The sequence below is a fragment of the Sporosarcina sp. P13 genome, assembly GCF_002743055.1.
Classification (GTDB): domain Bacteria; phylum Bacillota; class Bacilli; order Bacillales_A; family Planococcaceae; genus Sporosarcina.
In genome coordinates this window covers 15,962-41,970 of sequence record NZ_PDYM01000002.1, presented here as the reverse complement: position 1 = coordinate 41,970, position 26,009 = coordinate 15,962, and the positions used below count along the sequence as shown (strand labels likewise).

The following is a 26,009-nucleotide window of genomic DNA, read 5'->3' as shown; positions in this document are numbered from 1 at the left end:
GGAATCTTGCAGTTTTTAACGAACATCGATTTATCGAAAAATGAATTACAGAATGCTAGGATACAAAATCTTGCAACTGCTCCAGTTAGTCCGGTGCCGGGACAAATTTATTACAACACGACCGACAAGACGTTCTACGGATGGAACGGAACTAGTTGGGTCGATTTAGCATTGTTTTTCAATAATAAACCTATTCTCGAAGCAATGACAGCTGTGTTCACGACAACCTTAAAGTCTAAGCTAGATGGTATTTCGTCTGGTGCTAATAAAGTTGAAAACAGCGTTACTAACGGCCATATCAAGATTGATGGTGTTGAACAACAGGTCTATGTACACCCTTCCGGAACGAACCCGCACGGCACAACAAAGGCGGACGTTGGTCTTGGCAACGCGGAAAATAAGTCATCGGCAACGATACGCAGTGAATTGACTAGCGCAAACGTCACAAATGCTTTAGGGTACAGCCCCGTAAAAGGTGTTGGTGTTCCAGAAGTTCATTCCGGTTTAGAATCCGCTAGACCATCGGCGAATAACAGCGGCTTGCTTTATCTGGCGACTGATACCAAAAAGATATACCAAGATACCGGAACGTGGGTGCAGCTAGGTGGACAAGATTCGATAGCGTGGTCGGCCGTCACTGGCAAACCGTCTACATTTGCACCATCGGCTCATACACATCCGTGGAGCGAAATCACAGGAAAGCCGACAACGTTCACGCCATCAGCGCACAATCACGACGACAGATACTATACTGAAACAGAGATGGACCAAAAGTTAAGTGGATTAGCGGCATCTAATCACACTCATGCATGGAATTCTATCACTGGCAAACCAACAAAGTTTAATCCAACAATTGCCACACCTGTACAGTTAGGTGGTATCAAGGTTGGTGCTAACTTAACCGTCACGCCAGACGGTACATTAAATGCTAATGACAACCCCGCATCATTTATCCGTAAACAAGAACGCTTCACGGTAGGTGCGGGGCAAACGGTATTTAATCTAACAAAAGGTATGTACAAACCAAATACAGGTGCAATAACTTGGTTTCTCAACGGTGATAAGCAAGATGACCGAGCTTTGACCGAAACTAGTTCCACCAGGGTGACGTTACCTACTGGATTACGTGCGGGCGATGACGTTTTACTAGAGTATTATGAGGTTATCAACTGGCATCCGTTTCCTAGACACGCAAGCGAGCATTTAACAGGTGGTGTTGACGCAATTCCGCTAGTGACTAGTGGTTCTGATGGATTAGCTAGAAAAGAAGATAAGGCGAAATTAGACGGCATCGCAACAGGCGCTAACAACTATACGCACCCACCCACACATCCGGCATCTATGATTACGGAATCAACAACTCAAAGATTTGTCACAGATGCGGAAAAGTCCACATGGAATGCAAAACAGAATACGTTAGGGTTCGCGCCTGAAAACTCCGCGAACAAAGGTAAAGCGAATGGCTACCCGTCGTTAGATGCGAATTCAAAAATACCTATCGCACAACTACCCGACGTGGCTAAGAGTCAGACGTATGTGGTTATAAACGCAACGGCCAGGAATGCACTGACAGGGATGCTTATTGGTGATAGAGCCTATGAGACAACAACTGGTGATTCGTATATCTGGAATGGTACTGCGTGGGTGGTCTTGTCTAAGGCGGATTGGGAAAATATTAATCTACAATGGGCAAACATCATAGACAAGCCGAGTACATTTTCACCATCAGCTCACCATCATGACGATTTGTATTATCGCAAATCCACTATAGATGCTCATACAGGCGATAATACAAAACACATAACAGCGGCAGAAAGAACCGCATGGAACGCGAAAGAGACAACAAGCGGAGCACAAGCGAAGGCTAACACAGCAGAAACTAACGCTAAAAGTTATGCTGATGCGAATTTCGAGCCCAAAAACGCGAACATCCAAAGCCATATTGCGGACAAAACAAATCCGCACGCAGTCACTAAAGCACAGGTCGGATTGGGTAATTTGGATAATATTCAACAAGCTACAAAAGCGGAATTTAATACTCATAACAATGATAATACTAGGCATATCACAGCTTTAGAAAGAAGCGAATGGAATGCCAAGACGGCTAAGTATGCGGCGAATGTAGGTAATGCAGTTGCTACTACTTTTGCAGTTAACCACAAATTAAACTCTCAAGATGTGACGGTAACACTAAGACAGGCTGTCGCGCCTTTCGCCGTTGTCTTTGCTGATGTCGAAATAACAGACGCTAACAATATTAAGTTACTATTCGCCAGTGCTCCGTCTACCAATCAATATAGAGTAACGGTTACTGGATAGGAGGAGGTGACAATGTGAATTTTGTCGGGAAGGATTTAAAGTTTAACGGTGATGATGTGTGGCATAAGGGGAACTTTACACCCCCCACCAGTTTACCCGCTAATGGAGGTAATGCTGATACCGTTGATGGAAAGCATGCTAGTGATTTTCAGGAACTAACGAATGGAGGAGCTTATGGTTTATTCCCTTCTACGGCCAGCACTATGGTAGGTAACGAATATAACGTCTTGCTATATGCCCAAGAAAGGGGATACGCAATAACCCAAACTGGTTCAGCTAAGCTTAATTTGACGTCGTTATTTGATGGGAAGTTAGCGCCTACTTACTCACCAAACGGAGTTGACCCAAACGATCCATTGGTTATAACTGTTTCTGGGTTACCGAATATTCATACACAAACAGGTGGTGTATTTGGGTGGACTAGCAGATATTATTATCCTTCGAAATTCAAAGTAGAGGCTTACGATTCTTACAACAGTAGAGGATGGAAGACGATAATTGATAAAAGCACAGTCTATACACCGTCTAAAGAATTACTAGTACCTATATATCCGAGTGGGTTAAGTGGTGCTTTGACACAGTTTAGAATTACAATTTACGACACAGTCGGTGCTGTAGGTAGCAATGGATTTAATAGGATCGGTCTAAGTGAAATATTCTTTTGTCACCCTGAAGCAGTGGCTGTAAATCAATATTTAGACTATGTGTATTCTAGACTCAACCATAAGCACGATGCGGATTACGAACCCAAGAATTCAAACATCCAGAGTCATATTTCAAACAAAGCGAATCCACACGGGGTAACAAAAGCGCAAGTAGGGCTAGGTAGCGTTTTCGATTACGGATTAGCCACGCAAGCAGAAGCAGAATCGGGAACATCGAACGCGAAATATATGACGCCACTTCGAACGAAACAAGCAATAGATAAATTCAAACCCACCAAAATGTCAGAATTAGAAAATGACATCGGAGCAGGTGGAGGAATAAAAATAACAACAAGTCCAACAGCCCCGTCGAGTATATCTCCTGGGGATTTTTGGTATAAGGAGGTTCAATGAATGGCTGAAAAAAATATTCAAATGACTCAACGAAATACTGCTAATACCGGATGGGATGATTTATTCCCGAAAACAAAAGCCGAAAACGTAGCTATTAATCCAATAAGTGGACTAACGGGCGCAAATGTTCAAATAGCGATGCAAAACCTTTTTCAATTTGCCAATGACGGGAAAACACGTGTTGCCAATGCGGTGACAGCAAAAGGCGTAGCGGCAAGCCCTGCTGATACGTTTGCGGTATTGGCTACTAAGATAGGGCAAATTAATACGGGTGCAAAGTGGGCATCGGGGAAATCTATTTATACCGATAGTTCATATGATGGCGGTTATTTACAACCTGTAAATAATTTAGGATTCAGACCTAACTTTATAATTGCCTGGACCCCAACAACTCGCAATCCCGGGGTGCAACAGGAAGTTATCTATGTCAGTTTGGAATTAATACAATCACTATCGTTTGTAGGTGATATTGAAGTTTCTGGAGCACCAAGTCAACAGATTACTAAAAGCGGTTTTAACATTACCGACAACGGATTCCAAGTGAGACAAATAACGAGATCCGGTAGTACAGGTGATGTTTGGAACTGGATAGCATTAAAAATTTAAGAAATACAAGGAGGTAGAAACAATGAAAATTCTATTTATTCATGACAATGAAGGAGTAATCCTATCACAACAAAGCGGACATCCTGCGCCAAGACTTCCGGTAGGTGTTCCGTATATCTATGAAGAAATACCGGAAGGCAAGCGAGTTACTGGTGTTGATGTCTCTGTAACACCTTGCAAGCTTATATTAGAGGATATTCCGTCTAGTGAAATCGACCAGTTAAAACAGACGGTTGCCGATCTGACAGAAATCGTTTTATCGGGAGGTATATAAAATGAGTACAAAAGCGCGGTTGTATAAATTTTTAATTGACATGAAACGTACGACTGTTGAGGAAGTCTCTGAACCGTATAGAACAGAGATTATTGAAAATATGTAAGACGATTTCGGTTGATAATAAGTCGTACGGGTGTGTCGTTATCGACACTCTTTTTCTTTGTCCAAGCAAGAGTTGGCTGGTGTTCGGAAAGAGGTTGTTAGGTGACTGATCATTTGGCATGACTCATATTCTCTTTAATTGTAAGATAATTACCAGGATATGAGGAGAGGTTTGTCGTGGAAGTTACAAAAGAAAAAGCGGGAGTAGTTTGGTTTCTATATTATGTCAACCATTTGATTGATAGGGGGTATAAAGAAGAGATTGATGTAATAGAAAAGCAAATTGAGAATAATATATTGGTGAGAAATACAAAAACATAGTGGATTTATCACCTTATACAATTAATACTTATTCCATTGAGGATGTAAATCAACGATTCAATAATTTCTCCGGTTATGTCGAAGGTAATGAAGGTCGAAAATACTGGTGTCTAACAATAGATTGAATTTAGTTGTAGCATTGGGGTTAGACATAGTAGTACAGATAACAGACTAGAACCGTCCACACCGGGCGTTCTTTTATTTTGAATAAAGAAGGACAACCTCTATTTATGTCGAATTAACCAAACGTAAAGGGGGAAAGTTTATGAAAGTTAACATCAAATACAAGGATGAAATCATCAAAGAAACAACAGTTGATCAAATCACTTCTCAAAAACATTCTATGAAAAAAGGTGCGAGATGGGCAATTAACGGCTTGGATCTCCAAGTAATTAATTTGGAAATCAATCATCCTGCTAATTACATGGATTTAAATTTTGAGGATTACAACAAAGTGATAGATATTAAAACAAGATTCAAGTAAGAGCGTCCAATTGGATGCTCTTTTTCATTATGTCGCATTCGGAACGAATTAAGTCATTCTAATATATGTAAATGAGACAGAGCATATAGTCTATAAAGCCATAAGGAGGTACAGACTATGAATAAATCAGAGATGTCTCACGAAACCTTTTTGACGATTAGAAACCAACGCTTTTTTAGAGAGCGATTTAAGACGAATACCTCTTCGTTTCGGAAACTCTTTGGAAATTTGCTAAGTGCAAACGCTTTTGCAAATAATACAGAAAAGAGCTTTTTAAATTTTTTGCTTGATATGTCTGAAACTAAATATTACTTATCTTCTTCATCGGACGCGACCTTCATCCTTTTAAATCGGGATTGGAAAAGTTTGGTATCATTTAGATATTGCGCCACTTTAAACGAAGCTACGAAAAGAGTATTAGGTAATCAAGCCAAATGTATAGAAATTGTAGAATTACATTCGGCAGAAAAGGGTCAAGGTTCTTTAATTATGGAGGATTTCATATCGCTTTCTGAGGGAATAAAATTGCCATTAGCCCTTTTCGCAGAAACGGAAGATTTAGTAAAATATTATAAAAGATTCGGTTTTATTAATCACGGGAATCTAGGTATTGATAATGAGTTTTTATTACTGAGGATCCCTCCTAATATCTGAAGAAGACTGAGTAAAATAATGTTGGTTTTCAAAACGTCCACATCGGACGTTCTTTTTTTGTCGTAATTGTGTAAAAGCTACTTCTTTTAAGTAATGGGATAGATACAGGTCATGTACCTAGTATCTTAAAAGGGAGTAGTATCTATGATTGAAATATGTGTTTCTTTCTCTATTGACGTAAAAATAATGTTTATTATTATTACACTTACTTGGGCTAAGAGAAAATAAAAGAATGATATGAAGAACGTTCCAATCGGAGCGTTCTATTTGTATCCATTTATAAAGGGAAAAGTGTGGTGGGGTGAGAGATGGCGCAGCCGGAGGAGGAGCTGGATATGCTCGAAAGACACGATGAATTGATACATCATGACATTCTACCGCGATTGGAAAAAGTCGAGAAAGCACAGATGGATTTTAACACGCAAGTAGAAGCGATCACGAATCAAGTCACGGAAATCAAGTCATCACAAACGAATTTAGAACTAACAGTGATGAAAGACGGGCAAGAAACCAGAGGTATTTTGAACAAGTTTGTGGATCATTACTTCGCTGCAGACAAGCAGCGTTTGCAGACAGAGAGAGATGTCATTCATGTAGATGAGCGGATCACACTAAAGCGCTTTTCTACACGCGAGAAAATCGTGTTAGGCATCGTTGGTGCGTTTGCGGGGTCGGGTGGAGTGCTTGGCGGGATTGCCGCATTAATGCAGTTTTTAAAATGATAGGAGGTTATTAAATGAAAATCAATTGGAAAGTGCGTGCGAAAAATAAGTTGTTCTGGCTGGCCTTAGTGCCGGCTTTTTTGTTGGTCTTGCAGATTGCCGCGGCATGGTTTGGAATGGAATTAGCGGCTGACTTGATTGGCCTTGAAGCTACCAAGTTTATTAACTCTGTGTTCGCTTTACTCGTGATCTTAGGTATTGTCGTGGATCCTACTACTGATGGTACTGATGACAGTGAGCAAGTTATGAGGTATCAAGAACCGCGAAAAGATAAAAAGAAAGGGCTGAAATAATATGAATAAATCAGAATGTGTAGTGTGCGGAAAAGAAATCGAAGTACTGGATCAATTCAATGGTGAAATGATGTGCGAGGAATGTTATCAGAATCCAGAAAATGAGGTGTTTGGCGATGAGTAAGATTTTTATTGATCCAGGTCACGGTGGTCACGATCCAGGTGCAGTAGGAATACGCTCCAGAGAGAAAGACAATGTTCTAAAAGTAGCTTTACGACTGAAGACGATTCTAGAAGGTTATGGGCATGAAGTGAGACTATCACGTTCAACTGATGAATTTATTTCGTTAGGAGAGCGTGCGAGACTAGCTAATGCTTGGGGAGGCGATTACTTTTTCAGCTTACACGACAACTCGGCTACAGCATCAGCAACAGGTTTCGAGACGTTCGTCTATAACGGTAGTATTAGCGCCGCTACAACAAAACTACAGAACGCTGTACACAGTTCAATTGCTAATCAAATCGGTATTCGTGATCGTGGTAAAAAGAGAGCAAACTTCGCGGTGTTGCGCTTAACACATATGCCGGCTGTTCTCGTAGAGTATGCGTTTATTTCGAATTACAACGATGAAACTATCTTGATTAGTGAAGTCGAAAAGTTGGCATTACTGACAGCGCAAGGAATAATTAATTACACTGGAGGTAGAAAAGTTGTAGCAGCAGTTCCTAATAAACCTAAACCAACGCCAGATAAGCTTACGATCGAGCTAGAATTCACATCTGGTACATTACGTAAAGAAGTGGAGACTTTTCTAGGTAGCAAATTACAGCAGGAGATTGCAACGAAGGCGGCATCAGAACGCGGCTATTCTTCGGCGTGGATTGGTAAGCAAGCAGACGGATCAGCCGCTAACGGTGATTTAGTTGCTCTATTGATGGGTGCTGGAATCAAAGAGTTTAAATAAGATGCAGTTGGCCATAATGCAAACTTTGATATGCAGGGCTTTGGAAAGTGGCCAATGTAAAGTTAAAGCGACTCTATCCGATCTGGACTAGTCGCTTTTTTTATTTCATAGTTGAAAACTTCATCTTCATATTTTCGTTTAAGACTTTTCCTGATTTTGAGATTACGTCTTTTACATATATGTTGTAGTTGCTACCTCGTTTATACGAACCGATAGGCGCAACAGTTACCCATGCTTGATTTTAAATCTGTATTACATAATTTAGTACGAAGGAAATAGATAGATGTTTTTGTATGGTTCACTACTTATCATTAACATATTGTTATTTTTCACTTCACAAACGAACGTACGCAAAACATTAGAAAAGTCGGGAAGATATGGTGAAACGCTAGAAATCATGTACATGGCCAAGGATAGATCCATCAGCAAGCGAAAAGTAAAGGTTCTACATATGCATAAGGAAACCTTTGTAGCATAATGCTTCCTACGAAAATCTAAACGAACTTTCCTTATCGACAATGTATTAGCAGCCCTTCCTGTACTACACAGAGAAAAGGTAATCGTATGATGGAAAATAACAAAGATCGTGGCAATATCTAATGGACGTCTCTCTTCCTGCCTGAGCACCTGGAACGACTCCGCGAATGGCGAGCGGAAGACGACTACATAATGCAATCACAACTGGACCAGTTTGATTGGGATAACATTCAGGAAACGCTGGAAATGGCTTACTTGCGACAATGCGAAGCGGAGATCCAAACATGGCAGGATGGCAAGGTTATCTATCATCAAGGATAGATACGAGAGATTAACGTGCAGTCAAAAGCCATATTATTAGAAGATCCATTTGGCATTGACCGGATTTCGGTCGCTGTAATTATTGCTGTGCAATGCATCGAATTAAAATACATATTACTTAGATAATTTGAAGGATATTCCTTCCCCATGTCGAATTGACTATTAAAGGGGGAGGTATAGTGAATTACGAAGAACAAATGGAATTGGATGGGACTGAATTTCTAACGACATTTTTTAGCCCAACAAATGATGCGGTGATGATTTTAGTGACCGGGGATAATATGGATGGCAAAAAAGATGGTTTATCGTGTGTATATCTTTATCTATGTGTCGCAGGAGAAGTGAAACATGGCATTCAGTCGTTTGCTTTTATCGACCCTAAACAAGCGTGGTCTTTTGTAAATGATTTACCACAAATGTCTGCACTTGATTTTATGGTTGCATCGATCGGCGTTAGGACTAAATTGCATTGAAATTAAACAGCCATTTCTCTCTTATAGAAGGTGGCTGTATTTTTGTGTATTGTATACTGACAGGTGCGCCTAGTATTGGAAAATATATCTAGACAACGTACACCTGACAGATTATGATAAATAATATATTACAAAAGGGGTGCATAAATTGAAAAAACTAGTAACACTCATCGTGACTATGGTTCTAGCCATAAGTCTGATGCCTATTTCTACGGACGCAGCAGCAAAAGAAATGAAAGTACATTTTATTGATGTAGGACAGGGGGATGCAATCCTAGTCCAGTCGCCAAACGGTAAAAACATGTTAGTGGATGGCGGTCCTAAGGCGGCTGGAAGTAAAGTCGTTTCATTTTTGAAAGAAAAAGGCGTTAAACGTTTGGATTACGTGGTAGCGACGCATCCAGATGCAGACCATATTGGTGGATTAGAAGCTGTATTAAATGCATTTCCGGTAACAAACTTTATCGATTCTGGTTATGTACATACGTCACAAACGTACTATAATCTGTTGACGTTAATCGACAAAAAGAACATCAAGTTTACAGTTGCCAAGGAATTGGACAAGTTGGCACTTGATTCACAATTAATTACACGTGTACTATTTGCAGACGAAAAAGGAAAAGACAGCAATGCTGCATCAATCGTTTTGAAAATTACTTATAACAAAGTATCCTTCTTGCTTATGGGTGACGCTGATACTGTTACAGAGGATTATATTAGATCAAAATATGATGTCAAAGCTACAGTTCTTAAAAATGGCCATCATGGATCTAAAACGAGTAGTTCTGCTGCCTTTATCAGCAGTGTTAAGCCAAGTGTAGCAATCCTAAGCTATGGCGAAAACAATAGCTACGGACACCCACATGCTGCTATTGAAGCGCGTTTGAAAAATGTTGGAGCGAAGACTTACAAAACGCCTGTTCACTGCAATATCACGGTGACGACTAATGGTGCAAAGCACTCGGTAGAGAATAGTTGCGGCAAGGGATCTGCTCCTGTTGCTAAGCCTAAACCATCTAAACCGGTAGCAAAGCCGACACCAGTCAAGCCAAAGCCAGTCCCTTCTAAACCAGTTACAAAGCCTGTGACTCAAACTAATTTCAAAAACTGCACAGAGTTGCGCAAAGTTTATCCTAACGGTGTATCTAAGGGGCACCCTGCATATCAATCCAAGATGGACCGAGACAAAGACGGATGGGCGTGTGAGCGATGAGTAAGAAATATACATTGGATAGGGTGGAAGAAGGACAGTATGTATTCCTAGAATACCCTGACGAAGTGAATCAATTACTAATTTCGAATTCAGATATTACCGAGTCAATCACAGAAGGTGATATCGTTGAAATCTATTTAGATGGTAAAATTGTCGTGCTGAAAGAAGAAACTGAAATCACAAGAGAAAAAGTAAATGATTTGCTTGAAAAACTTAAGAATAAAAAATGATACCCAAACAGCCACCACTCAATAGAGTCGGTGGCTGTTTTAATTTATTGACGCATCAAGAAACGACACATTATATAGAAGGTTCTTAATAAATGTGGTCTTTTTTTAGGAAACCACATTTTAAAACTAGGTTATGTGGTCTTTTTAAGTGGTCTACTCACATAAAAACCACGGAAATATACAAGGACAGATAAGCGTAGCAAAGAAAAAAGACAAAGAAAGTGATTTACACCTATTTAAATCAAGCTTTTGGGTGGACTGAAAACTACAGTAAAAGCTGTTTTAAATGATGATCGTTTTGCTGATCATTACAGTCTTAATATTAATTGCGATTCCTAACGTTACAAAGCATTCCAAATCAATAGATGAAAAAGGGTGTGAAGCATACGTAAATATGGTGAATGGGCAAATACAAGCATATAAAATGGATATGAAAAATATTCCTACGATTCCCGAACTAACAGCGGGTGGCTATTTACCAGCAGAACCTTCTTGTCCAGATGGAAGTGCGATAGCGATTGATGCGGAAGGAAAGGTGACTGTTGTTCAAACGGGCGGTTAAATTGCACTGGAGAAAAGAACATGGATTCACTTTTTTGGAATTACTATTGGTATTATCCATTATCGTCATTCTGACCGGTGTCATTCTTCCATTCAGTGAAAAGCGCTTGCAGAAAATATCAGAAGAGGATGCATTGAAAGTATTTATGACATTCGTTCATGAAACGCAATTATATGCTATAACACATAATGAGCCTATGCTAATAACATTTTCCGGCAATGGGGTATTTTATCGGTCTGCAAAAGAAGACAAAACTGTTATATTAGAAGGTCAATTTCCTACTGGTATGAGAAGGGCTGAGTCCACGAAGCTAAAGGAATTATATTTTATGCCCAATGGTAATTTATCGCCAACAGGAACTATGACATTTGTTACACAAACAATAGGAAATAAAAAAATTAGTTTTCAATTTGAAAGGGGTAGGATGATAATCAATGAATGAAAAAGGGCAATCGTGGCCTGAAGCTATGCTATCTTTAGCCATCATCATGGTTATTTTTAGCTCCCTCTTACCAATGGCAATGAAGTTGACGACTTCTGTAGTAGCAAAAAAACATGCGATGATAGCAGCCCAAACTAGTTATCAAGCAGCAATCTACTATCGTGCAAGTGGTCAAACGACTGGCGTGCGCACACATGAAGATTTGGATTATCATTGGACAGTAAATGAAGAAGAAATTTGTGTACTATATGAAAACTTACGAGGGGCTAGTAACCATTGTGTGAGCGTATGAAAAGAATCGATGAAAACGGATTTTCGTTATTCGAAAGTATGATTCATCTACTTATATTTACTATTGTTATACAACTCACCCTATTATTTTTTTATTGGAAAGCACCGGTTGAGTCGAGCTATCAAAATGATTTTCTTAGCGAATGGGAAGTTTTCTCCCTAGAAGTTCAAGAATTATTGGAAGAAGTCCACGTAATAGAACAACCTAAAACTACTAGTTTCACCTTTCACACCGACAGGGGTCGAATTACACTTCAAGTATACCAGCAAATGATCCGTAAGTTAGTAAACGGAGAAGGTCATGTGCCGTTATTAGTGGATTTACAGTCTGCTAGCTTTACGGTAGATGGCAATCGTTTAAAGATCTCTGTTACAAAAAATAATGGAATAAAAAAAGAAGGGACGTTTGCGATTGGAATATCTATGTAATGAGAAGGGAGGATCATTTATTTTCGCCATTGTTCTACTTTTTTTCGTAAGTCTCTTTCTTTTCTCCCTCGTTTCATGGCATGATAGGTTATACGGGATATATGACTCGCTAGAAACATATTACACACAACAAGCGGTCAAATTAATGAAACGGGATGGTTGACTATGAAAAGGATTTACTTAGTAGGATTTATGGGGTGTGGGAAAAGTGCGATCGGTAAACGACTGCATACGCTAACGGATATACCTTTCTATGATATGGATCATGAAATTTCAGAACAAATGCAATTGACGATTCCTGAAATTTTTGAGAAGCATGGAGAACCGTACTTCCGCCAATTAGAAACGGAATTTTTGCGGTCGTTTCCAGAAGAGTATTGTATCGTTGCGACAGGTGGCGGTGTGGCGGTGAAAGAAGAAAATATCCAACTCATGCGAGAAACAGGGATTGTATTTTTCTTAAATGCGTCGTTCCGTGATATTTGGAGAAGAATCTCGACTGATGTCAATCGCCCAATCGTGCAGCAGTCTTCACGTAAAGAATTGGAAACACTGTATAGAAAACGTAAACCAAAGTATATACAGGCATGTCACTTTACGGTAGAAACATCGGGCAAGTCACTGACGGATATTGCTGAGTATATTATTTTTCAAATTGAAAGATATCAGTAAAGGTACTTCATAAGACGAATGATTTGATGGTTTCACATCTTATCATTCGTCTTATTTCCTTTATTAGAAATAGATTGCGCTTACTTCTATGAAATGTTAAGATATCAGGGAAGAAAAAATTAATTAAATAATGCGAATGATTGTATGGGGAGAGCGCGCATTAGGCGCCGCCGAAGGAGCAAGTAACGAATGTTATGAATCTCTCAGGTAACAAAACGCATACATGACGCATCTCTGGAGAGTGCCGATTGAATCGGCGGCCGAAGAAAGTATGGAAACTGTAAAGCTTTCAGGCAAAAGGACAGGGGTCTCTTACTATAGGAGACCTCTGTCCTTTTTTGTACTACAGACTGATCTATAAGATCAGATGATAAAGGAGGAAGCAGTTTGACAAATCAACTATTGCGTACGCCCTTATTTGAGAGTTACAAAGAGTATGGAGGGAAGACGATCGACTTTGGCGGCTGGGAATTGCCTGTGCAGTTTTCAAGCATTAAAGCAGAGCATGAAGCAGTCCGTACGAAAGCAGGTCTTTTCGATGTGTCCCATATGGGCGAAGTTCTTGTTACAGGTAGTGGGTCGCTTGAATACTTGCAGAAGCTAGTGACCAATGATGTATCGAAGCTACAGATCGGTCAAGCGCAATATACCGTGATGTGTAATGAGGATGGCGGTACAATTGACGATTTCCTAATTTATAAACTAGCAGAAGACCGCTATTTATTAGTTGTTAATGCATCCAATATCGATAAAGATGTTACCTGGATGAAAAAGCAACAGACAGAAAACGTCGTTATTGAAAACCAATCAGCTGATTATGCATTACTTGCACTGCAAGGTCCCTTAGCGCAAGACATACTGCAAAAATTAACGGATGAGCCACTAGATAAGATCAAGTTCTTCCGTTTTAAAGAAAATGTGCATGTGGGCGGGGAAGATGTCCTCGTTTCACGTACTGGCTATACAGGCGAGAACGGCTTTGAAATCTATGGTTCTCCAGCAGCGATTCAAACGTTATTTCCGAAGATTTTGCAAGCTGGGGAAGCGGAAGGTGTGGTGCCGGCAGGACTTGGTGCGCGTGACACATTGCGTTTTGAAGCGGGATTGCCGTTATATGGTCAAGAATTGTCAGCTACGATTTCTCCTTTAGAAGCAGGTCTTGGATTCGTTGTGAAGTTAAACAAAGAACAAGACTTTATCGGTAAGGAAGCATTGAAGCGGCAAAAAGAACAAGGGTTGAAACGTAAATTAGTTGGTCTTGAAATGATTGATAAAGGGATTCCACGAACAGGTTACAAAATCTATTCCGGCGAGGCAGAAGTTGGAGAAGTGACGACAGGAACGCAATCTCCTACATTAAAGAAGAATATCGGTTTTGCGCTACTTACTACAGAGTTGACAGAGCTTGGTACAGAAGTGGAAGTAGAAATTCGTTCGAAACGTTTAAAAGCCAAAGTAATTGGCACACCTTTCTATAAAAGATCATAAGCGAAAAGGGGTAAAACTATTATGAAGCATCGGTATCTTCCAATGACGGAGCAAGACCAGAAAGATATGCTTGAAACAATCGGAGTTTCTTCTATAGATGAATTATTCTCAGACATTCCTGAAGCGGTTCGATTTACAGGAGAATATAAAATTAAACCAGCAAAATCTGAAACATCTTTATTGAAAGAATTGGGCCGTTTAGCTGCGAAGAATAGTAACGCGCAAGACTATGCTTCGTTTTTAGGAGCGGGTGTTTACGATCACTACCGACCAATAATTGTCGATCATGTTATTTCACGTTCTGAGTTTTACACTGCGTACACGCCATACCAGCCGGAAATTTCACAAGGTGAATTGCAAGCCATTTTTGAATTCCAGACGATGATCTGCGAATTGACTGGTATGGAGCTTGCGAACTCTTCGATGTATGATGGCGGGACTTCATTGGCAGAGGCAGGAACGCTTGCAGCTGGTCATACACGTCGTAAGAAGTTGCTCGTGTCTTCTACAGTTCATGCGGAGTCCCAAGCAGTCGTTCAATCGTATGCAGATGGACAATCGATTGAAGTCGTGACGATTCCACATACAGACGGTGTAACGTGCGTAGAGAAGCTGAAGGAATTAATTGATGATGAAACTGCTGCGGTACTCGTTCAATACCCGAACTTCTTCGGCCAAGTAGAAGATCTTCAAGTAATGGGCGATATTGCACATGCAAACGGCGCATTATTCGTTGTTTCAGCTAATCCGTTAGCACTTGGTGTTTTGACACCTCCAGGAGCGTTAGGTGCGGATATTACGGTAGGTGACGCACAACCATTTGGTATCGCGGAATCATTCGGTGGACCTCACTGTGGTTATTTTGCGGTAACAAAAAAGTTGATGCGTAAAGTGCCAGGTCGTTTAGTTGGAGAAACAACTGACGATCAAGGACGCCGCGGTTATGTATTAACGTTGCAAGCACGTGAACAGCATATTCGTCGGGACAAAGCGACTTCTAATATTTGTTCGAATCAAGCATTAAACGCGTTGGCGGCTTCTGTTGCGATGACAGCTCTTGGTAAAGAAGGCGTCAAGGAAATCGCGTATCAAAACATCGCGAAAACAGCCTACGCACGTCAAGCTTTTGAAAAAGCAGGATTCGATGTGAAGTTCGGCCCAGCTCATTTCAATGAAATCGTCGTAGATTTGAAATCTCCTATTAAAGAAGTGAATAAGCGTTTGCTAGGGCAAGGCATCATCGGTGGCTATGATTTAAGCTTGGTAGATGCAAACTTAGCAAATCACGCATTAATCGCTGTGACGGAACAACGTACTAAAGAAGAAATCGATGCATTCGTGCAAGAACTGGAGGCTATCCATGCATAACGAAAATCAATCGCTCATTTTTGAGATATCTAAAGCTGGACGTGTCGGATACAGTTTGCCTGAGTTAGATGTACCGGAACTAGATGTATCTTCTATTCTACCGAAGCAACTGATCCGTACAGAAGATGCAGAACTACCGGAAGTGTCGGAACTAGACATTATGCGTCACTATACGGCGCTATCCAACCGTAACCACGGAGTCGACACAGGATTTTATCCGCTCGGTTCTTGTACGATGAAGTACAATCCGAAAATCAACGAAGCCGTCGCGCGTTTCCCTGGATTTGCACGTATCCACCCATTACAAGATGAGTCTACGGTACAAGGCGCTTTGGAAGTGGCGTATGATTTGCAGGAGCACTTAGCTGAAATTACGGGAATGCCTCAAGTGACACTACAACCCGCTGCTGGAGCACACGGTGAATGGACAGCATTGATGATGATCCGTGCATTCCATGAAGCGAATGGCGACACACAACGTACGAAAGTTCTAGTACCAGACTCTGCTCACGGTACAAATCCTGCCTCAGCAACAGTTGCTGGTTTTGATACGGTGACTGTGAAGTCCAATGATAATGGTTTAGTAGATTTAGAAGACTTGAAAGCAAAAGTTGGACCGGATACAGCAGCATTGATGTTGACGAATCCGAATACACTTGGTTTATTTGAAGAAGAAATTCTTGAAATGGCGAAAGTGGTTCACGGAGTTGGCGGAAAGCTTTATTATGACGGTGCGAACTTGAACGCGGTTATGTCCAAAGCACGTCCTGGAGATATGGGCTTTGATGCGGTTCACTTGAACTTGCACAAAACATTCACAGGTCCTCACGGCGGTGGCGGTCCAGGTTCTGGTCCAGTCGGCGTAACGGAGGAACTTGCAGCATTCATGCCAAAACCAGTCATTACAAAAGTGGACGATCGTTTTGTCTTGAACTACGACGTGCCACAATCGATCGGTCGCGTGAAGCCGTATTATGGTAACTTCGGTATTTATCTACGTGCTTACACATATATCCGTTCTATGGGTCCAGATGGCCTGAAAGCTGTTACGGAATATGCGGTACTTAATGCGAACTATATGATGCGTCGTCTAGAGCCATACTTCGATCTTCCATATACACAGCATTGTAAACATGAATTCGTCTTGTCTGGCCGTCGCCAAAAGAAACTTGGCGTACGTACACTTGATATGGCGAAACGCTTATTAGACTTTGGCTACCACCCGCCAACAATCTACTTCCCATTGAACGTAGAAGAAGGCATGATGATCGAGCCAACAGAAACAGAGTCCAAAGAAACATTGGATAACTTCATCGAAGCGATGATCCAGATCGCTAAAGAAGTAGATGAGAATCCAGAAATTGTTCAAGAAGCACCACATACAACAGTTATTGGTCGCTTGGATGAAACAAAAGCTGCACGTAAGCCAGTCTTGCGTTATACGAAAGAAGCGTAATAGGTAAATGAAGAAATTCGCATCGCGTAAAGCGGTGCGAATTTTTTTTGTTTAGGATTAGCTGGGGATTTTGTCGCAATGAGAGGTACCTGTGTACACATGGATTTCCTCCAACCGAATAGGGAACTGGATTTGTCCAAAGGGGAAAGCAGTTTTATATGTATTAACTGGGATAAGGGCGTTTAGCTTAGGACAAACGTCGGTACATAAAATATTATCAGCCATATATTAGATTGAGAAAGGAGATAGGAAGTGGTTCACAAGAACGAGACAAAGCTTTCAGTTTTATAAAGTGTAATAGGGCAGTAGTAGAGAATTGTAAGATCCGTTCAGAAGTTATCTATTTTGATTAAAAAATATTAAGGGGGAATTTTATTATGGAAAATGAAAATCAAGAATTAGTTGAGGTTAATCAAGACGACCCAGTTAGCGTGGACGTTGATTGTTGTTCAGCTGGTAGTGATATAAATCTTGGGAGATGTCGGTTTTTCCCACAAAGAACGACCACACATTCGTTATTGTGTACAGGTAGAATTTTAAGGTTAAATATAGATCTTTTAGATGTATGTCCAAATAGACTAATTTACATGGCGGTGGAAATCTGTGATGAAAATAACAGAAACTTAGGATTTAAGGTGGCTGAAGTTTATACGGGTGATCCTGGGGGCCCATGCAGGACGACTCGAGTAACTGGTTTTTGCTTTGCGATTCCTGGAGATGTTTGTACTGCCTTACCGTTAAAAGTGAGAGTAGTTGCACAGTACGTTCCAACAACACCAGCACTAAGAAGCCGTTGTGTATAACGTAGTATAAAAATTCAATTAAAAAAGGAGTCTATACTTGGTGAGAGTACTAGACTCCTTTTTCTAAATAATGTAGAGAATTACAGATAGAGCTAGAAACGTTTGGATGGGCAAAATATTTATAAATATAAACTGTAAATAGGGGAATACATCACATAAGAATTCTATTTTGAAAAATTGGGTTTGGAGGAATTAAATGATGGAGATTATAGCATATGTCTTTTCGTTATTATTTTTCGTTTCTGTTATTGCTTTCGGCATGTATATAAGGATGAACCAGAAGGAGAACCGCATGAAAGAAAAACAGTTTACTAGTTTACAAAAGCAGCTGGAGTATATTATATCTCAGAAAAAAGAGGAAAAGGAAAGGTTGGACATATTAACTAACAGGGATCAACAGCAGTATGTGCAGACTAGTCCGCAAGTTCAACATCAACAGCATGTGCAGACTAGACCGCAAGTTCAACATCAACAAATTCAACAACATGACTTGAGTACATCAAATAATTCTTCCGATGAAATACATGAAGTGAAAATTACTGATGGATATGACTTTGAGACGACAATCGATTTATCGTCTGGACAGGATGATTATAATCTTAATATAAAATTATAAAGTGTTGAAATATATGAAAGAGGCGTAATAGGTAAATAGAAAAATTCGCATCGCAAAAAGCGGTGCGAATTTTTTTACATGAATTTTCCTGATAGAAGGGGAGTAACAGGAGGTTTGATGTAGCGGTTATTTTCTTTACCTAAACACTTAATAAATTTGCCTATCCCAAAATCGTTGCTGGGTGATGGCCCTTACAAAATCATCGCTAAACTCGGGGGTGTTTTCGGCTTGTATAATACCGGCGCCTTCCTTTGCGTCAGAATCCTTAAATAGGGAGTTGCCTGTTGACGCAATGCCAATGGGTTTGTAATGTTTAAATGCTTCATTAATAAAATAGACACTTTCGGAATTAAACTTCGCCTGATTTACTGCTGTTCCACCCACCACATAAAGGGAATCAAATAAGACAGGTGCCGTTGTTGAAAACGTATCACTTATATGGATCGCTAGTCCGTTTTTGCCTTTTACTGTACCGATCTTTTCACCAATCGTGTAAACCCATACACCGTATTTCGATAGGTTTTCAATCGTTGACTTCACTTCCTGGTCATTAAACTGGTCGCCTATGATGATCCCTACTTTTAAACTATAAGGAAAGCGATTCGTATGTTCTTGACTTAAGGCAGGTGATGATGCTGTAACATTCACATGTTCACCCGTTGGCTTGTTAACACCTATATTTATCGCAATCGTGGTTGCCATGACCTTATCCACATTGCAAAACATATCTACCACTTGTTGTCTAACGGCAACACTAGTTACTTTTCCTAGTTCAAAGCTAAATGCTTGAATGATATGTTGTTTTTCTGGAGGCGACATACTATTCCAAAAGAGTCGAGCTTGCGAAAAGAAGTCATCGAACGATTTACTTCGGGCTTGAATCACACGTCCCTCAACTTTTTCCGCGTAATGAACGAATCCGCCTTCTTCCGCTGTAGAGGTGGATGGCGTATTATTGGCTAAGGAATTGTTGTGATAACTTACCGGGCCGACATCAATTCGCTGACGATTAAACCCATTGCGTTGATTATTATGAAATGGACAAATCGAACGATTGATAGGTATTTCCGTGAAATTTGGACCGCCTAGACGATAAAGTTGTGTATCTAGATAAGATAAAAGTCGTCCTTGTAACAGTGGATCATTGGTAAAATCTATTCCTGGGACAACATTGCCCGGATGAAATGCAGCTTGCTCGGTTTCAGCAAAAACATTCGTAACGTTTTGATTTAAGGTCATTTTTCCAATGATTTTAACAGGCACAATCTCTTCAGGCCAGAGTTTAGTTGAATCCAGAATATCAAAGTCGAACATAAATTCATCTTCTTCAGCAATCATCTGGACACCAAATTCATACTCAGCAAAATAACCATTTTCAATGTTTTCCCATAAATCTCTGCGCTGAAAGTCTGCATCTTTTCCAGCAATTTTCTGCGCTTCATCCCATACGAGTGAATGCACCCCAAGTACGGGCTTCCAGTGAAACTTCACAAATGTTGCTTTACCTTCGCTGTTTATAAAGCGAAATGTATGAATACCGAACCCTTCCATCATCCGCCAACTTCTAGGAATGGTACGGTCTGACATTTGCCACATGACCATATGTGCTGACTCTTGATTATTGGCTACGAAATCCCAGAATGTATCATGTGCTGAAGCGGCTTGCGGCATTTCTGTATTAGGTTCTGGTTTGACCGCATGAATTAGATCTGGAAATTTTATACCATCCTGAATGAAAAATACGGGTAGATTGTTACCGACTAGGTCATAGTTTCCTTCTTCTGTATAAAACTTTACCGCAAAACCTCTTACATCTCTTGCTGTATCAACAGAACCAGAGCTTCCCGCCACATTAGAGAAGCGTGTAAAAACAGGTGTCTTCTGTCCCGCTTCTTGAAGGAAACTTGCTGATGTATACTCTTTCATCGATTCATAACACTCGAATTCGCCGTGTGCAGCATATCCTCTAGCATGAACTACACGTTCAGGAATTCGTTCACGGTCAAAATGCGATAACTTCTCTTTTAGATGAATTCCTTCTATTAAAGTAGGTCCACGTACACCTGCTTTTAAAGACTCTTCATCATTTGAAACTTTGACTCCTTGATTGGTGGTAAGTTTTGTCCCTTCATTATTTACTCTAAACTGATCTAACTGTTGATCTTTACGATTCTTTTTTATGTTATTTGCTTTGTTTGAAGAATGATTCTTCACATCATCGCCTCCAAGTCATTCCTAGCATCTCATCGATAGTGTATGTGTATGTCTAGATGACTAGTACAAATAGTCATGCAACGTTTTTGGAAGAAAATTGAGAGATTATTGAAATGTTTGCAGATTAAATGAAACTTATATCAAGACTAATCCGTTAATAGAGTAAAGGAGAGTTAGATAGACTGAGAAAATGTGACGCGATATAGTTTTTTACACCCATTAGAATGTTCAGAAGACATATTTTGAAAAGTGAGGTGATCTAATGGATAAGTCACTTTGGATTCCATTACTAGTTTCATTTGGAACGATGATAGTATTATATTTACTAGGTTATATAGCGGATATTGATATCCTTATATTTAGAATGTCACTGTCGGATACTGAGATTTCTCTATTACCCATTGCTGTTGGAATGTTAGCTGGGTTTATTTGTGAACGTGTAATCAAATCGAGAGCTAAGTAATATGAAATGTTGTACAGCGAATGATGTGCCGTGACATTGGATAGTACTATGACAGCAAAGCAATCGGTACGTTATGTAAAGATTTTGCTGATTAATTAAATAGGTGATGCTGCGAATAGGTAATTTCTCGGGAAATATATGTACAATGTTTCACGATGAGGAGGAGTGATTTAACTATGGAATTATTGCTCTATATTATATTCATCTGTTTTCTTGCTTTCATGTTTAGTTCTTTATTAAGCAATCAACAGAAGAAAATTCAAAGTAATAAAAGAATAGAAAAGAAATTGGATAAGTTAATCGCTTTGCTCGATAAAGAAGAGAGTGAAAAGTGAGGATAGGAGCTGTCGCATGAATACAGAAGAATGTGCAAGTGTGGAGTGTCTGCAAATATCAGAATCCGAATCTCCACACTTGCAAGCTAAACAAACTACTATTCATTCTTCAATGTTGATTATATATGTTCCCTCAAATTTCAATGATAAAAGAAAGAATCATCGGTCTTCTTTTCGTTCGTTCAAATAATAAAGTTTCTACAGATTTTTTTACATGTTGTCTTATAACGGTTCGTTTACTACCATTTACTGCTTTTAGATTATTTACCGTTGTTTTAACAACTTCATTTACTTCATTAATAAGTTCCTGTGCATCCGGCTGATAAACAAAACCACGTGAGATCGTATCTGGTTCAGCAATCAGTTGACCATCTGTTTTACTAACTGTAATCAGAATCATGAGCATTCCTTCTTCTGATAATACTTTGCGATCACGCAATACAATATTCCGAACATCACCTACACCTAATCCGTCTACAAAAACACGACCGGCATGAACTTTACGTGTTTGGTATGCTTTTGAAGGATCGACATCCACAACGTCTCCATTATTAATAATAAAAATATTTTCTCGATCCACACCTACAGCTTCAGCCAGTTGTTGATGTTTATAGAGCATCCTATATTCCCCATGAATCGGAATGAAATATTTCGGTTTCATAAGTGTTAGCATGAGCTTAAGTTCTTCCTGATTGGCATGTCCTGATACATGCATTCCCGTAGCAGTACCCCCCGAGCCATAAATCACATGGGCTTTTAGAAGATATAAATTATCAATTATACGTGAAACATTCTTTTCGTTACCCGGGATTGGGGATGATGCTAAAATGACGGTATCATCCGGAAGCACTTCCACATGTCTAAAGTTTGAACTAGATAATCGCGACAAAGCAGCCATCGGTTCTCCTTGGCTACCGGTGCATAATATGGCAACTTTTTCAGGACTCATTTTACCTACTTCATACGGCTCGATCAACATATCATCAGGTATTTTTAAATGCCCGAGCTCCGAGGCGACATTCACTACATTGATCATACTTCTTCCTAGTAACGCCAATTTTCTTCCTGTTTTTTGTGCTGCATCGATGACTTGTTGCACACGGTGTACATTTGAGGCAAAAGTAGAGATAAATACTTTTTTCTTTGCTTTTCGAAATTCTTCTTCAATATGCCCACCGACAGTTATTTCCGAGGGGTTAAACCCGGGACGCTCTGCATTGGTACTTTCAGATAGCAATACTAACACACCGTTTTTTCCAATCTCAGCCATTTGGTGGATATCTGGCGCATCATTATTAACAGGTGTTAAGTCGAATTTAAAATCTCCAGTATGGACAACAGTTCCAATCGGTGTATGGAATACGATCCCCACACAATCGGGAATACTATGATTCGTTCTAAAAAAGGTGACATCAACATTTCCGAACGGTAATTTTGATGCTGCATTTACAATCGTCATGTCAGTATGTCTAAGTAGTCCATGTTCTTTCAATTTAATATTTATTAATCCTGCTGTTAATGCCGTTGCATAAACTGGGATATTCAGTTGTTTTAAAAAATAAGGAATACCGCCAATATGATCTTCGTGGCCATGCGTAATAAGTAGTGCCCTGACTTTGTCTTTGTTTTGTTGTAAATAGCTAATATCTTGGATGATCAAATCAATCCCTAAAAGGCTTTCATCGGGAAACTTTGAACCGCAATCAATAACAAAAATATCGTCTTCATATTGTACAACATACATATTTTTCCCTATTTCATTTATTCCGCCCAATGCAAAGATTGACAAAGTATTTTCGAGTGTGGTCATACATGCTATCTCCTTTAAGTTTTAAGATTCTTTTAAGTATGCCCTTTAAAAGTAAATTTATTATGAAAGAAGACTTCAATGGGTTGCCTTCAAATCTTCTTCGTGTCCTTCTAAAGTTTTTTATGGATATTTTATGGTAACGGGAATTAGTAGTATATTTAAAGGGGGGGAAATTGAGATAGTTGGATTGTTTGAGAAAAAGAATGGAAAGGCAGTGTGAAAACATGAGAAGATGCATAGTGCTACTAGTATTACTAACTAGTATGGTATCGGGATGCGGTAAAAAGGAAGTATCTTTTTCAGAAATACGTATAGATCAAGCGACGCGTGATGTGAAAAGTTTTATTGAAACTAGCGTAACGACCGAAGATAGTAATGGGATTCATATCCTTGGAAATGCATCAGACACGCGCTATCTGTATCTTGATCAAGATTTTTTGGAAAGTGGTAAGGGGTTTGGAAGTTTGGATATTAAGACAGATGATAACTCATGGAATATTTACTTAACCGAAGAGGATGAAGTTATGAAGCCTGCTGAGAACTACAGATTATATAAGATCACATTGGATAAGGAGTATGAATACATGAGAGTTTTTAAAAACGGTGAGGAAACTTATTTTCAATCAGTAGGTGGATAAAGCAATAGGAAGTGGGGCGGAGTGATTTATCGATGGAAGCCGCCCCCTCTACAATAAACTTTGGAATAAACAGTGATCTACGAAATAATAACTAAACTAGGCCAATAACAAATGCTCACTTCTAGATAGGTGGGCGTTTTTGGTATTTTAGCTTTCCTTTGCTTTATTTATAAGGATCCACCCGCTTTTCACTCATTAAATTACTCACGGTACCTAGATGAAGTCCTTTCTCTTTTGCCCCTTTAATTATAGCTTCCAATCCTTCAGCACTTGGTTTTGTAGGATGCATAAGTATCATGGAGCCATTTTCAACTTTAGATAATACTCGAGTGACCATTTCCGACGTATCTGGCTTTTTCCAGTCTACCGTGTCAACTGTCCATAGAATCGTTTTCATCCCAAGTTCATGTGCAACATCGACAGTCTGCTGATTAAAACTTCCGCTAGGCGGTGCAAACCACTTAGGTTTCACGCCAAGTGTATCATCAATGATTTCACTTGTTTTCCTTAATTCATCTTGTGTTTCTTTGAGAGAACTTTTGTTAAGATTGGGGTGACTGTAGGCGTGGTTACCGATTTCATGACCTTCTAGGTTGATCATTTTCGTAATGCTCGGATTTCTTTTCACCCAGCTACCGTCAAAGAAAAAGGTGGCCTTTACTTCAGATTCTTTTAAAGTCTTCAACATATGTGGAATATGTTCCTCACCCCAAGCAACATTGATTAATAATGCAATCATTGGTTTTTCTGGATTGCCTTTATAAATAGGCGAGGGTGGGAGATCATCCAAATGAACATTTGGCGGGTCCTCTTTAAAAACTAGATGATTTGTATCGAAATTATTACCATCTAACATCATTTTGTATGTTTTGGTAACATCGACGGTTAGACCATTGTATCCCGGAATAGCCTTCCACACTGGATCAATTTTCGCATCAATTGGTTTTATATCATGCTTCTCCGCATAGGACTGGATTTTTTTTATGTAATCGTCCATTCCGCTGTCAACCAGTGAAGCGCCAGTTGTGATGGTTTTGGATGTGGGAGTTATGGTTTGTTGGGGTTCTGGATTTCTTTCGTTATCTAGAATCAACAAAGTCGCGCAAACTATTAACAGACATGTCATTAGACTAATTTGTTTCATAAGGTCCTCCTTTTTGAAGTGGTAGTTAATTATTCCTGTTATGCCCTTATTTTGATTATTAATACGTTTTAAAGAGGGTTCTTAAGGAGCCTTAATCTGTAGAGAATATTCATGTACATATAACCCGGAAATCGCATACTGTGTGTATAACAATAGGTAAAGGTGGAATCAAGCCCTTATGCAAACATCGACAATCGAGGATACTTTTGAACAGATCTATATTCAATTAGTAAAATTCAGTGAAAAAATTCAAGTGATTCAAAACTTGTCTTATCGAATTACAGGAAAACTTCAAGAACCGTTACCCAAACAGTGGACTGCTTTTAATCATTTTTTTAATTCGGGCATGTACTACCATTATAGATGTCAAGGGTATGTGGAGTGTCTTTTGGTGACGGACGCCTATTCTTCAGACAGTATTAATATTTGGATTAATGAACTTGTTTATCCAGCAGCTGAAAACTTTACACAGGCAATGATGTATTTTGAACAAATCGAATCCACTGCAGATATTATCAAGTTACAAGAATTTGCAACAGTAAAGCAACAAATGAAAGAATTTCAACAAATCGCCATGCTCATTATCCAGTATGCAAATCAGCTAAATACAACAACTCCTCCATTTAAGATGTAATGAACTAAAAAAGATTTCCTTCTATTTTGGTGGAAACATTGCGGATCAATTGTTAAATAGAAGGAAGCGTTAAATAGTTAGTTTTAAATACAGCAAGCACCTCATTTAAGTGGTAGTGATTTCTTGTTAATCACGCTAGCATAAAAAGAGGTGTTTTATTTTGTGTTCGTTCACAAAGAACTTTATAAT

32 protein-coding genes and 1 riboswitch are annotated in these 26,009 nt (G+C 39.5%); of the genes, 29 read left to right on the top strand and 3 right to left on the bottom strand.

What is annotated here, in order from left to right; translation table 11 throughout:
* Positions 1–6 precede the first annotated feature (6 nt).
* From CSV79_RS01520 to CSV79_RS01400, 25 genes are all read left to right on the top strand, one after another.
* Complete coding sequence (locus CSV79_RS01520; protein WP_099687274.1) at positions 7–2,319, top strand: hypothetical protein; 2,313 nt, start codon at positions 7–9, stop codon at positions 2,317–2,319.
* Positions 2,320–2,333: 14 nt separating this feature from the next.
* Positions 2,334–3,377: a hypothetical protein gene (locus CSV79_RS01515; protein WP_099687273.1), complete on the top strand. Its 1,044-nt coding sequence runs from the start codon at positions 2,334–2,336 to the stop codon at positions 3,375–3,377.
* The gene (locus CSV79_RS01510; RefSeq protein WP_099687272.1) at positions 3,378–3,983 is read left to right on the top strand and encodes a hypothetical protein; all 606 of its coding nucleotides are present in this window, start codon (positions 3,378–3,380) and stop codon (positions 3,981–3,983) included.
* 22 nt (positions 3,984–4,005) lie between these two features.
* The gene (locus CSV79_RS01505) at positions 4,006–4,257 is read left to right on the top strand and encodes a hypothetical protein (protein WP_099687271.1); all 252 of its coding nucleotides are present in this window, start codon (positions 4,006–4,008) and stop codon (positions 4,255–4,257) included.
* 282 nt (positions 4,258–4,539) lie between these two features.
* Entirely contained in the window at positions 4,540–4,683 is a 144-nt protein-coding gene (locus CSV79_RS16700; RefSeq protein ID WP_158232444.1) for a hypothetical protein, read from the top strand.
* A gap of 265 nt (positions 4,684–4,948) precedes the next feature.
* Positions 4,949–5,167, top strand: a complete 219-nt coding sequence (locus CSV79_RS01500) for a hypothetical protein (protein WP_099687270.1) — start codon at positions 4,949–4,951, stop codon at positions 5,165–5,167.
* Positions 5,168–5,284: 117 nt separating this feature from the next.
* Positions 5,285–5,821, top strand: coding sequence for a hypothetical protein (locus CSV79_RS01495; RefSeq protein ID WP_099687269.1), 537 nt, complete (start codon positions 5,285–5,287; stop codon positions 5,819–5,821).
* Positions 5,822–6,156: 335 nt separating this feature from the next.
* Complete coding sequence (locus CSV79_RS01490; RefSeq protein WP_099687268.1) at positions 6,157–6,543, top strand: hypothetical protein; 387 nt, start codon at positions 6,157–6,159, stop codon at positions 6,541–6,543.
* A gap of 14 nt (positions 6,544–6,557) precedes the next feature.
* A complete protein-coding gene (locus CSV79_RS01485; RefSeq protein ID WP_099687267.1) occupies positions 6,558–6,836 on the top strand; it encodes a phage holin in 279 nt (92 codons plus the stop codon).
* Between the two features lies 1 nt (position 6,837).
* Positions 6,838–6,960 (top strand): hypothetical protein, encoded by a 123-nt coding sequence (locus CSV79_RS17250; protein ID WP_255407403.1) that lies wholly within the window; start codon positions 6,838–6,840, stop codon positions 6,958–6,960.
* Positions 6,953–7,741 carry an N-acetylmuramoyl-L-alanine amidase family protein gene (locus tag CSV79_RS01480; protein ID WP_158232443.1) on the top strand — a complete coding sequence of 263 codons (789 nt, stop codon included), beginning with the start codon at positions 6,953–6,955 and terminating at the stop codon, positions 7,739–7,741. Before CSV79_RS17250 ends, CSV79_RS01480 begins: the two co-directional genes overlap by 8 nt.
* 615 nt (positions 7,742–8,356) lie before the next feature.
* Positions 8,357–8,539, top strand: a complete 183-nt coding sequence (locus CSV79_RS17385) for a YolD-like family protein (RefSeq protein WP_099687265.1) — start codon at positions 8,357–8,359, stop codon at positions 8,537–8,539.
* Between the two features lie 179 nt (positions 8,540–8,718).
* Complete coding sequence (locus CSV79_RS01465; RefSeq protein WP_099687264.1) at positions 8,719–9,012, top strand: hypothetical protein; 294 nt, start codon at positions 8,719–8,721, stop codon at positions 9,010–9,012.
* Between the two features lie 148 nt (positions 9,013–9,160).
* Entirely contained in the window at positions 9,161–10,225 is a 1,065-nt protein-coding gene (locus tag CSV79_RS17350) for an MBL fold metallo-hydrolase (protein ID WP_099687263.1), read from the top strand.
* Positions 10,222–10,455, top strand: a complete 234-nt coding sequence (locus tag CSV79_RS01455; RefSeq protein WP_099687262.1) for a DUF3006 domain-containing protein — start codon at positions 10,222–10,224, stop codon at positions 10,453–10,455. The genes CSV79_RS17350 and CSV79_RS01455 overlap by 4 nt, the downstream gene beginning before the upstream one ends.
* A gap of 286 nt (positions 10,456–10,741) precedes the next feature.
* Complete coding sequence (gene comGC / locus CSV79_RS01450; RefSeq protein WP_099687261.1) at positions 10,742–11,017, top strand: competence type IV pilus major pilin ComGC; 276 nt, start codon at positions 10,742–10,744, stop codon at positions 11,015–11,017.
* 1 nt (position 11,018) lies between these two features.
* The gene (locus CSV79_RS01445; protein WP_158232442.1) at positions 11,019–11,459 is read left to right on the top strand and encodes a type II secretion system protein; all 441 of its coding nucleotides are present in this window, start codon (positions 11,019–11,021) and stop codon (positions 11,457–11,459) included.
* Positions 11,452–11,751, top strand: coding sequence for a hypothetical protein (locus CSV79_RS01440; RefSeq protein ID WP_099687259.1), 300 nt, complete (start codon positions 11,452–11,454; stop codon positions 11,749–11,751). The genes CSV79_RS01445 and CSV79_RS01440 overlap by 8 nt, the downstream gene beginning before the upstream one ends.
* Positions 11,748–12,179: a competence type IV pilus minor pilin ComGF gene (gene comGF / locus CSV79_RS01435; RefSeq protein WP_143560525.1), complete on the top strand. Its 432-nt coding sequence runs from the start codon at positions 11,748–11,750 to the stop codon at positions 12,177–12,179. Before CSV79_RS01440 ends, comGF begins: the two co-directional genes overlap by 4 nt.
* Positions 12,180–12,344: 165 nt before the next feature.
* Positions 12,345–12,851 carry a shikimate kinase gene (locus CSV79_RS01425; protein ID WP_099687256.1) on the top strand — a complete coding sequence of 169 codons (507 nt, stop codon included), beginning with the start codon at positions 12,345–12,347 and terminating at the stop codon, positions 12,849–12,851.
* A 136-nt stretch (positions 12,852–12,987) separates the two neighbouring features.
* A riboswitch (glycine riboswitch) is annotated at positions 12,988–13,080 on the top strand.
* A gap of 158 nt (positions 13,081–13,238) precedes the next feature.
* The gene (gene gcvT / locus CSV79_RS01420) at positions 13,239–14,339 is read left to right on the top strand and encodes a glycine cleavage system aminomethyltransferase GcvT (protein ID WP_099687255.1); all 1,101 of its coding nucleotides are present in this window, start codon (positions 13,239–13,241) and stop codon (positions 14,337–14,339) included.
* A 21-nt stretch (positions 14,340–14,360) separates the two neighbouring features.
* The gene (gene gcvPA, locus CSV79_RS01415; protein ID WP_099687254.1) at positions 14,361–15,707 is read left to right on the top strand and encodes an aminomethyl-transferring glycine dehydrogenase subunit GcvPA; all 1,347 of its coding nucleotides are present in this window, start codon (positions 14,361–14,363) and stop codon (positions 15,705–15,707) included.
* Entirely contained in the window at positions 15,700–17,163 is a 1,464-nt protein-coding gene (gcvPB, locus tag CSV79_RS01410; RefSeq protein ID WP_099687253.1) for an aminomethyl-transferring glycine dehydrogenase subunit GcvPB, read from the top strand. The genes gcvPA and gcvPB overlap by 8 nt, the downstream gene beginning before the upstream one ends.
* A 377-nt stretch (positions 17,164–17,540) precedes the next feature.
* Positions 17,541–17,966: a hypothetical protein gene (locus CSV79_RS01405; RefSeq protein WP_099687252.1), complete on the top strand. Its 426-nt coding sequence runs from the start codon at positions 17,541–17,543 to the stop codon at positions 17,964–17,966.
* A 196-nt stretch (positions 17,967–18,162) separates the two neighbouring features.
* Positions 18,163–18,582, top strand: a complete 420-nt coding sequence (locus CSV79_RS01400; RefSeq protein ID WP_099687251.1) for a hypothetical protein — start codon at positions 18,163–18,165, stop codon at positions 18,580–18,582.
* A gap of 147 nt (positions 18,583–18,729) precedes the next feature.
* Here the strand turns inward: CSV79_RS01400 and CSV79_RS01395 are convergent, their stop codons facing one another.
* A complete protein-coding gene (locus CSV79_RS01395; protein WP_099687250.1) occupies positions 18,730–20,796 on the bottom strand; it encodes a catalase in 2,067 nt (688 codons plus the stop codon).
* Between the two features lie 262 nt (positions 20,797–21,058).
* On the opposite strand from CSV79_RS01395, the gene CSV79_RS01390 reads away from it, so the two are divergent.
* Positions 21,059–21,259: an ATPase gene (locus tag CSV79_RS01390; protein ID WP_099687249.1), complete on the top strand. Its 201-nt coding sequence runs from the start codon at positions 21,059–21,061 to the stop codon at positions 21,257–21,259.
* Between the two features lie 176 nt (positions 21,260–21,435).
* The gene (locus CSV79_RS16525; protein ID WP_158232441.1) at positions 21,436–21,594 is read left to right on the top strand and encodes a DUF4083 family protein; all 159 of its coding nucleotides are present in this window, start codon (positions 21,436–21,438) and stop codon (positions 21,592–21,594) included.
* A gap of 133 nt (positions 21,595–21,727) precedes the next feature.
* Here CSV79_RS16525 and CSV79_RS01385 read toward each other — a convergent pair whose 3' ends face one another.
* A complete protein-coding gene (locus CSV79_RS01385) occupies positions 21,728–23,404 on the bottom strand; it encodes a ribonuclease J (RefSeq protein ID WP_099687248.1) in 1,677 nt (558 codons plus the stop codon).
* A 224-nt stretch (positions 23,405–23,628) separates the two neighbouring features.
* Between CSV79_RS01385 and CSV79_RS01380 the strand changes: the two genes are divergently transcribed.
* Positions 23,629–24,042, top strand: coding sequence for a hypothetical protein (locus tag CSV79_RS01380; protein WP_143560523.1), 414 nt, complete (start codon positions 23,629–23,631; stop codon positions 24,040–24,042).
* 163 nt (positions 24,043–24,205) lie between these two features.
* Here the strand turns inward: CSV79_RS01380 and CSV79_RS01375 are convergent, their stop codons facing one another.
* Positions 24,206–25,186 (bottom strand): polysaccharide deacetylase family protein, encoded by a 981-nt coding sequence (locus tag CSV79_RS01375; RefSeq protein ID WP_233201337.1) that lies wholly within the window; start codon positions 25,184–25,186, stop codon positions 24,206–24,208.
* A gap of 178 nt (positions 25,187–25,364) precedes the next feature.
* Between CSV79_RS01375 and CSV79_RS01370 the strand changes: the two genes are divergently transcribed.
* Positions 25,365–25,820, top strand: a complete 456-nt coding sequence (locus CSV79_RS01370) for a hypothetical protein (RefSeq protein WP_099687246.1) — start codon at positions 25,365–25,367, stop codon at positions 25,818–25,820.
* The last annotated feature ends 189 nt before the right edge of the window (positions 25,821–26,009 follow it).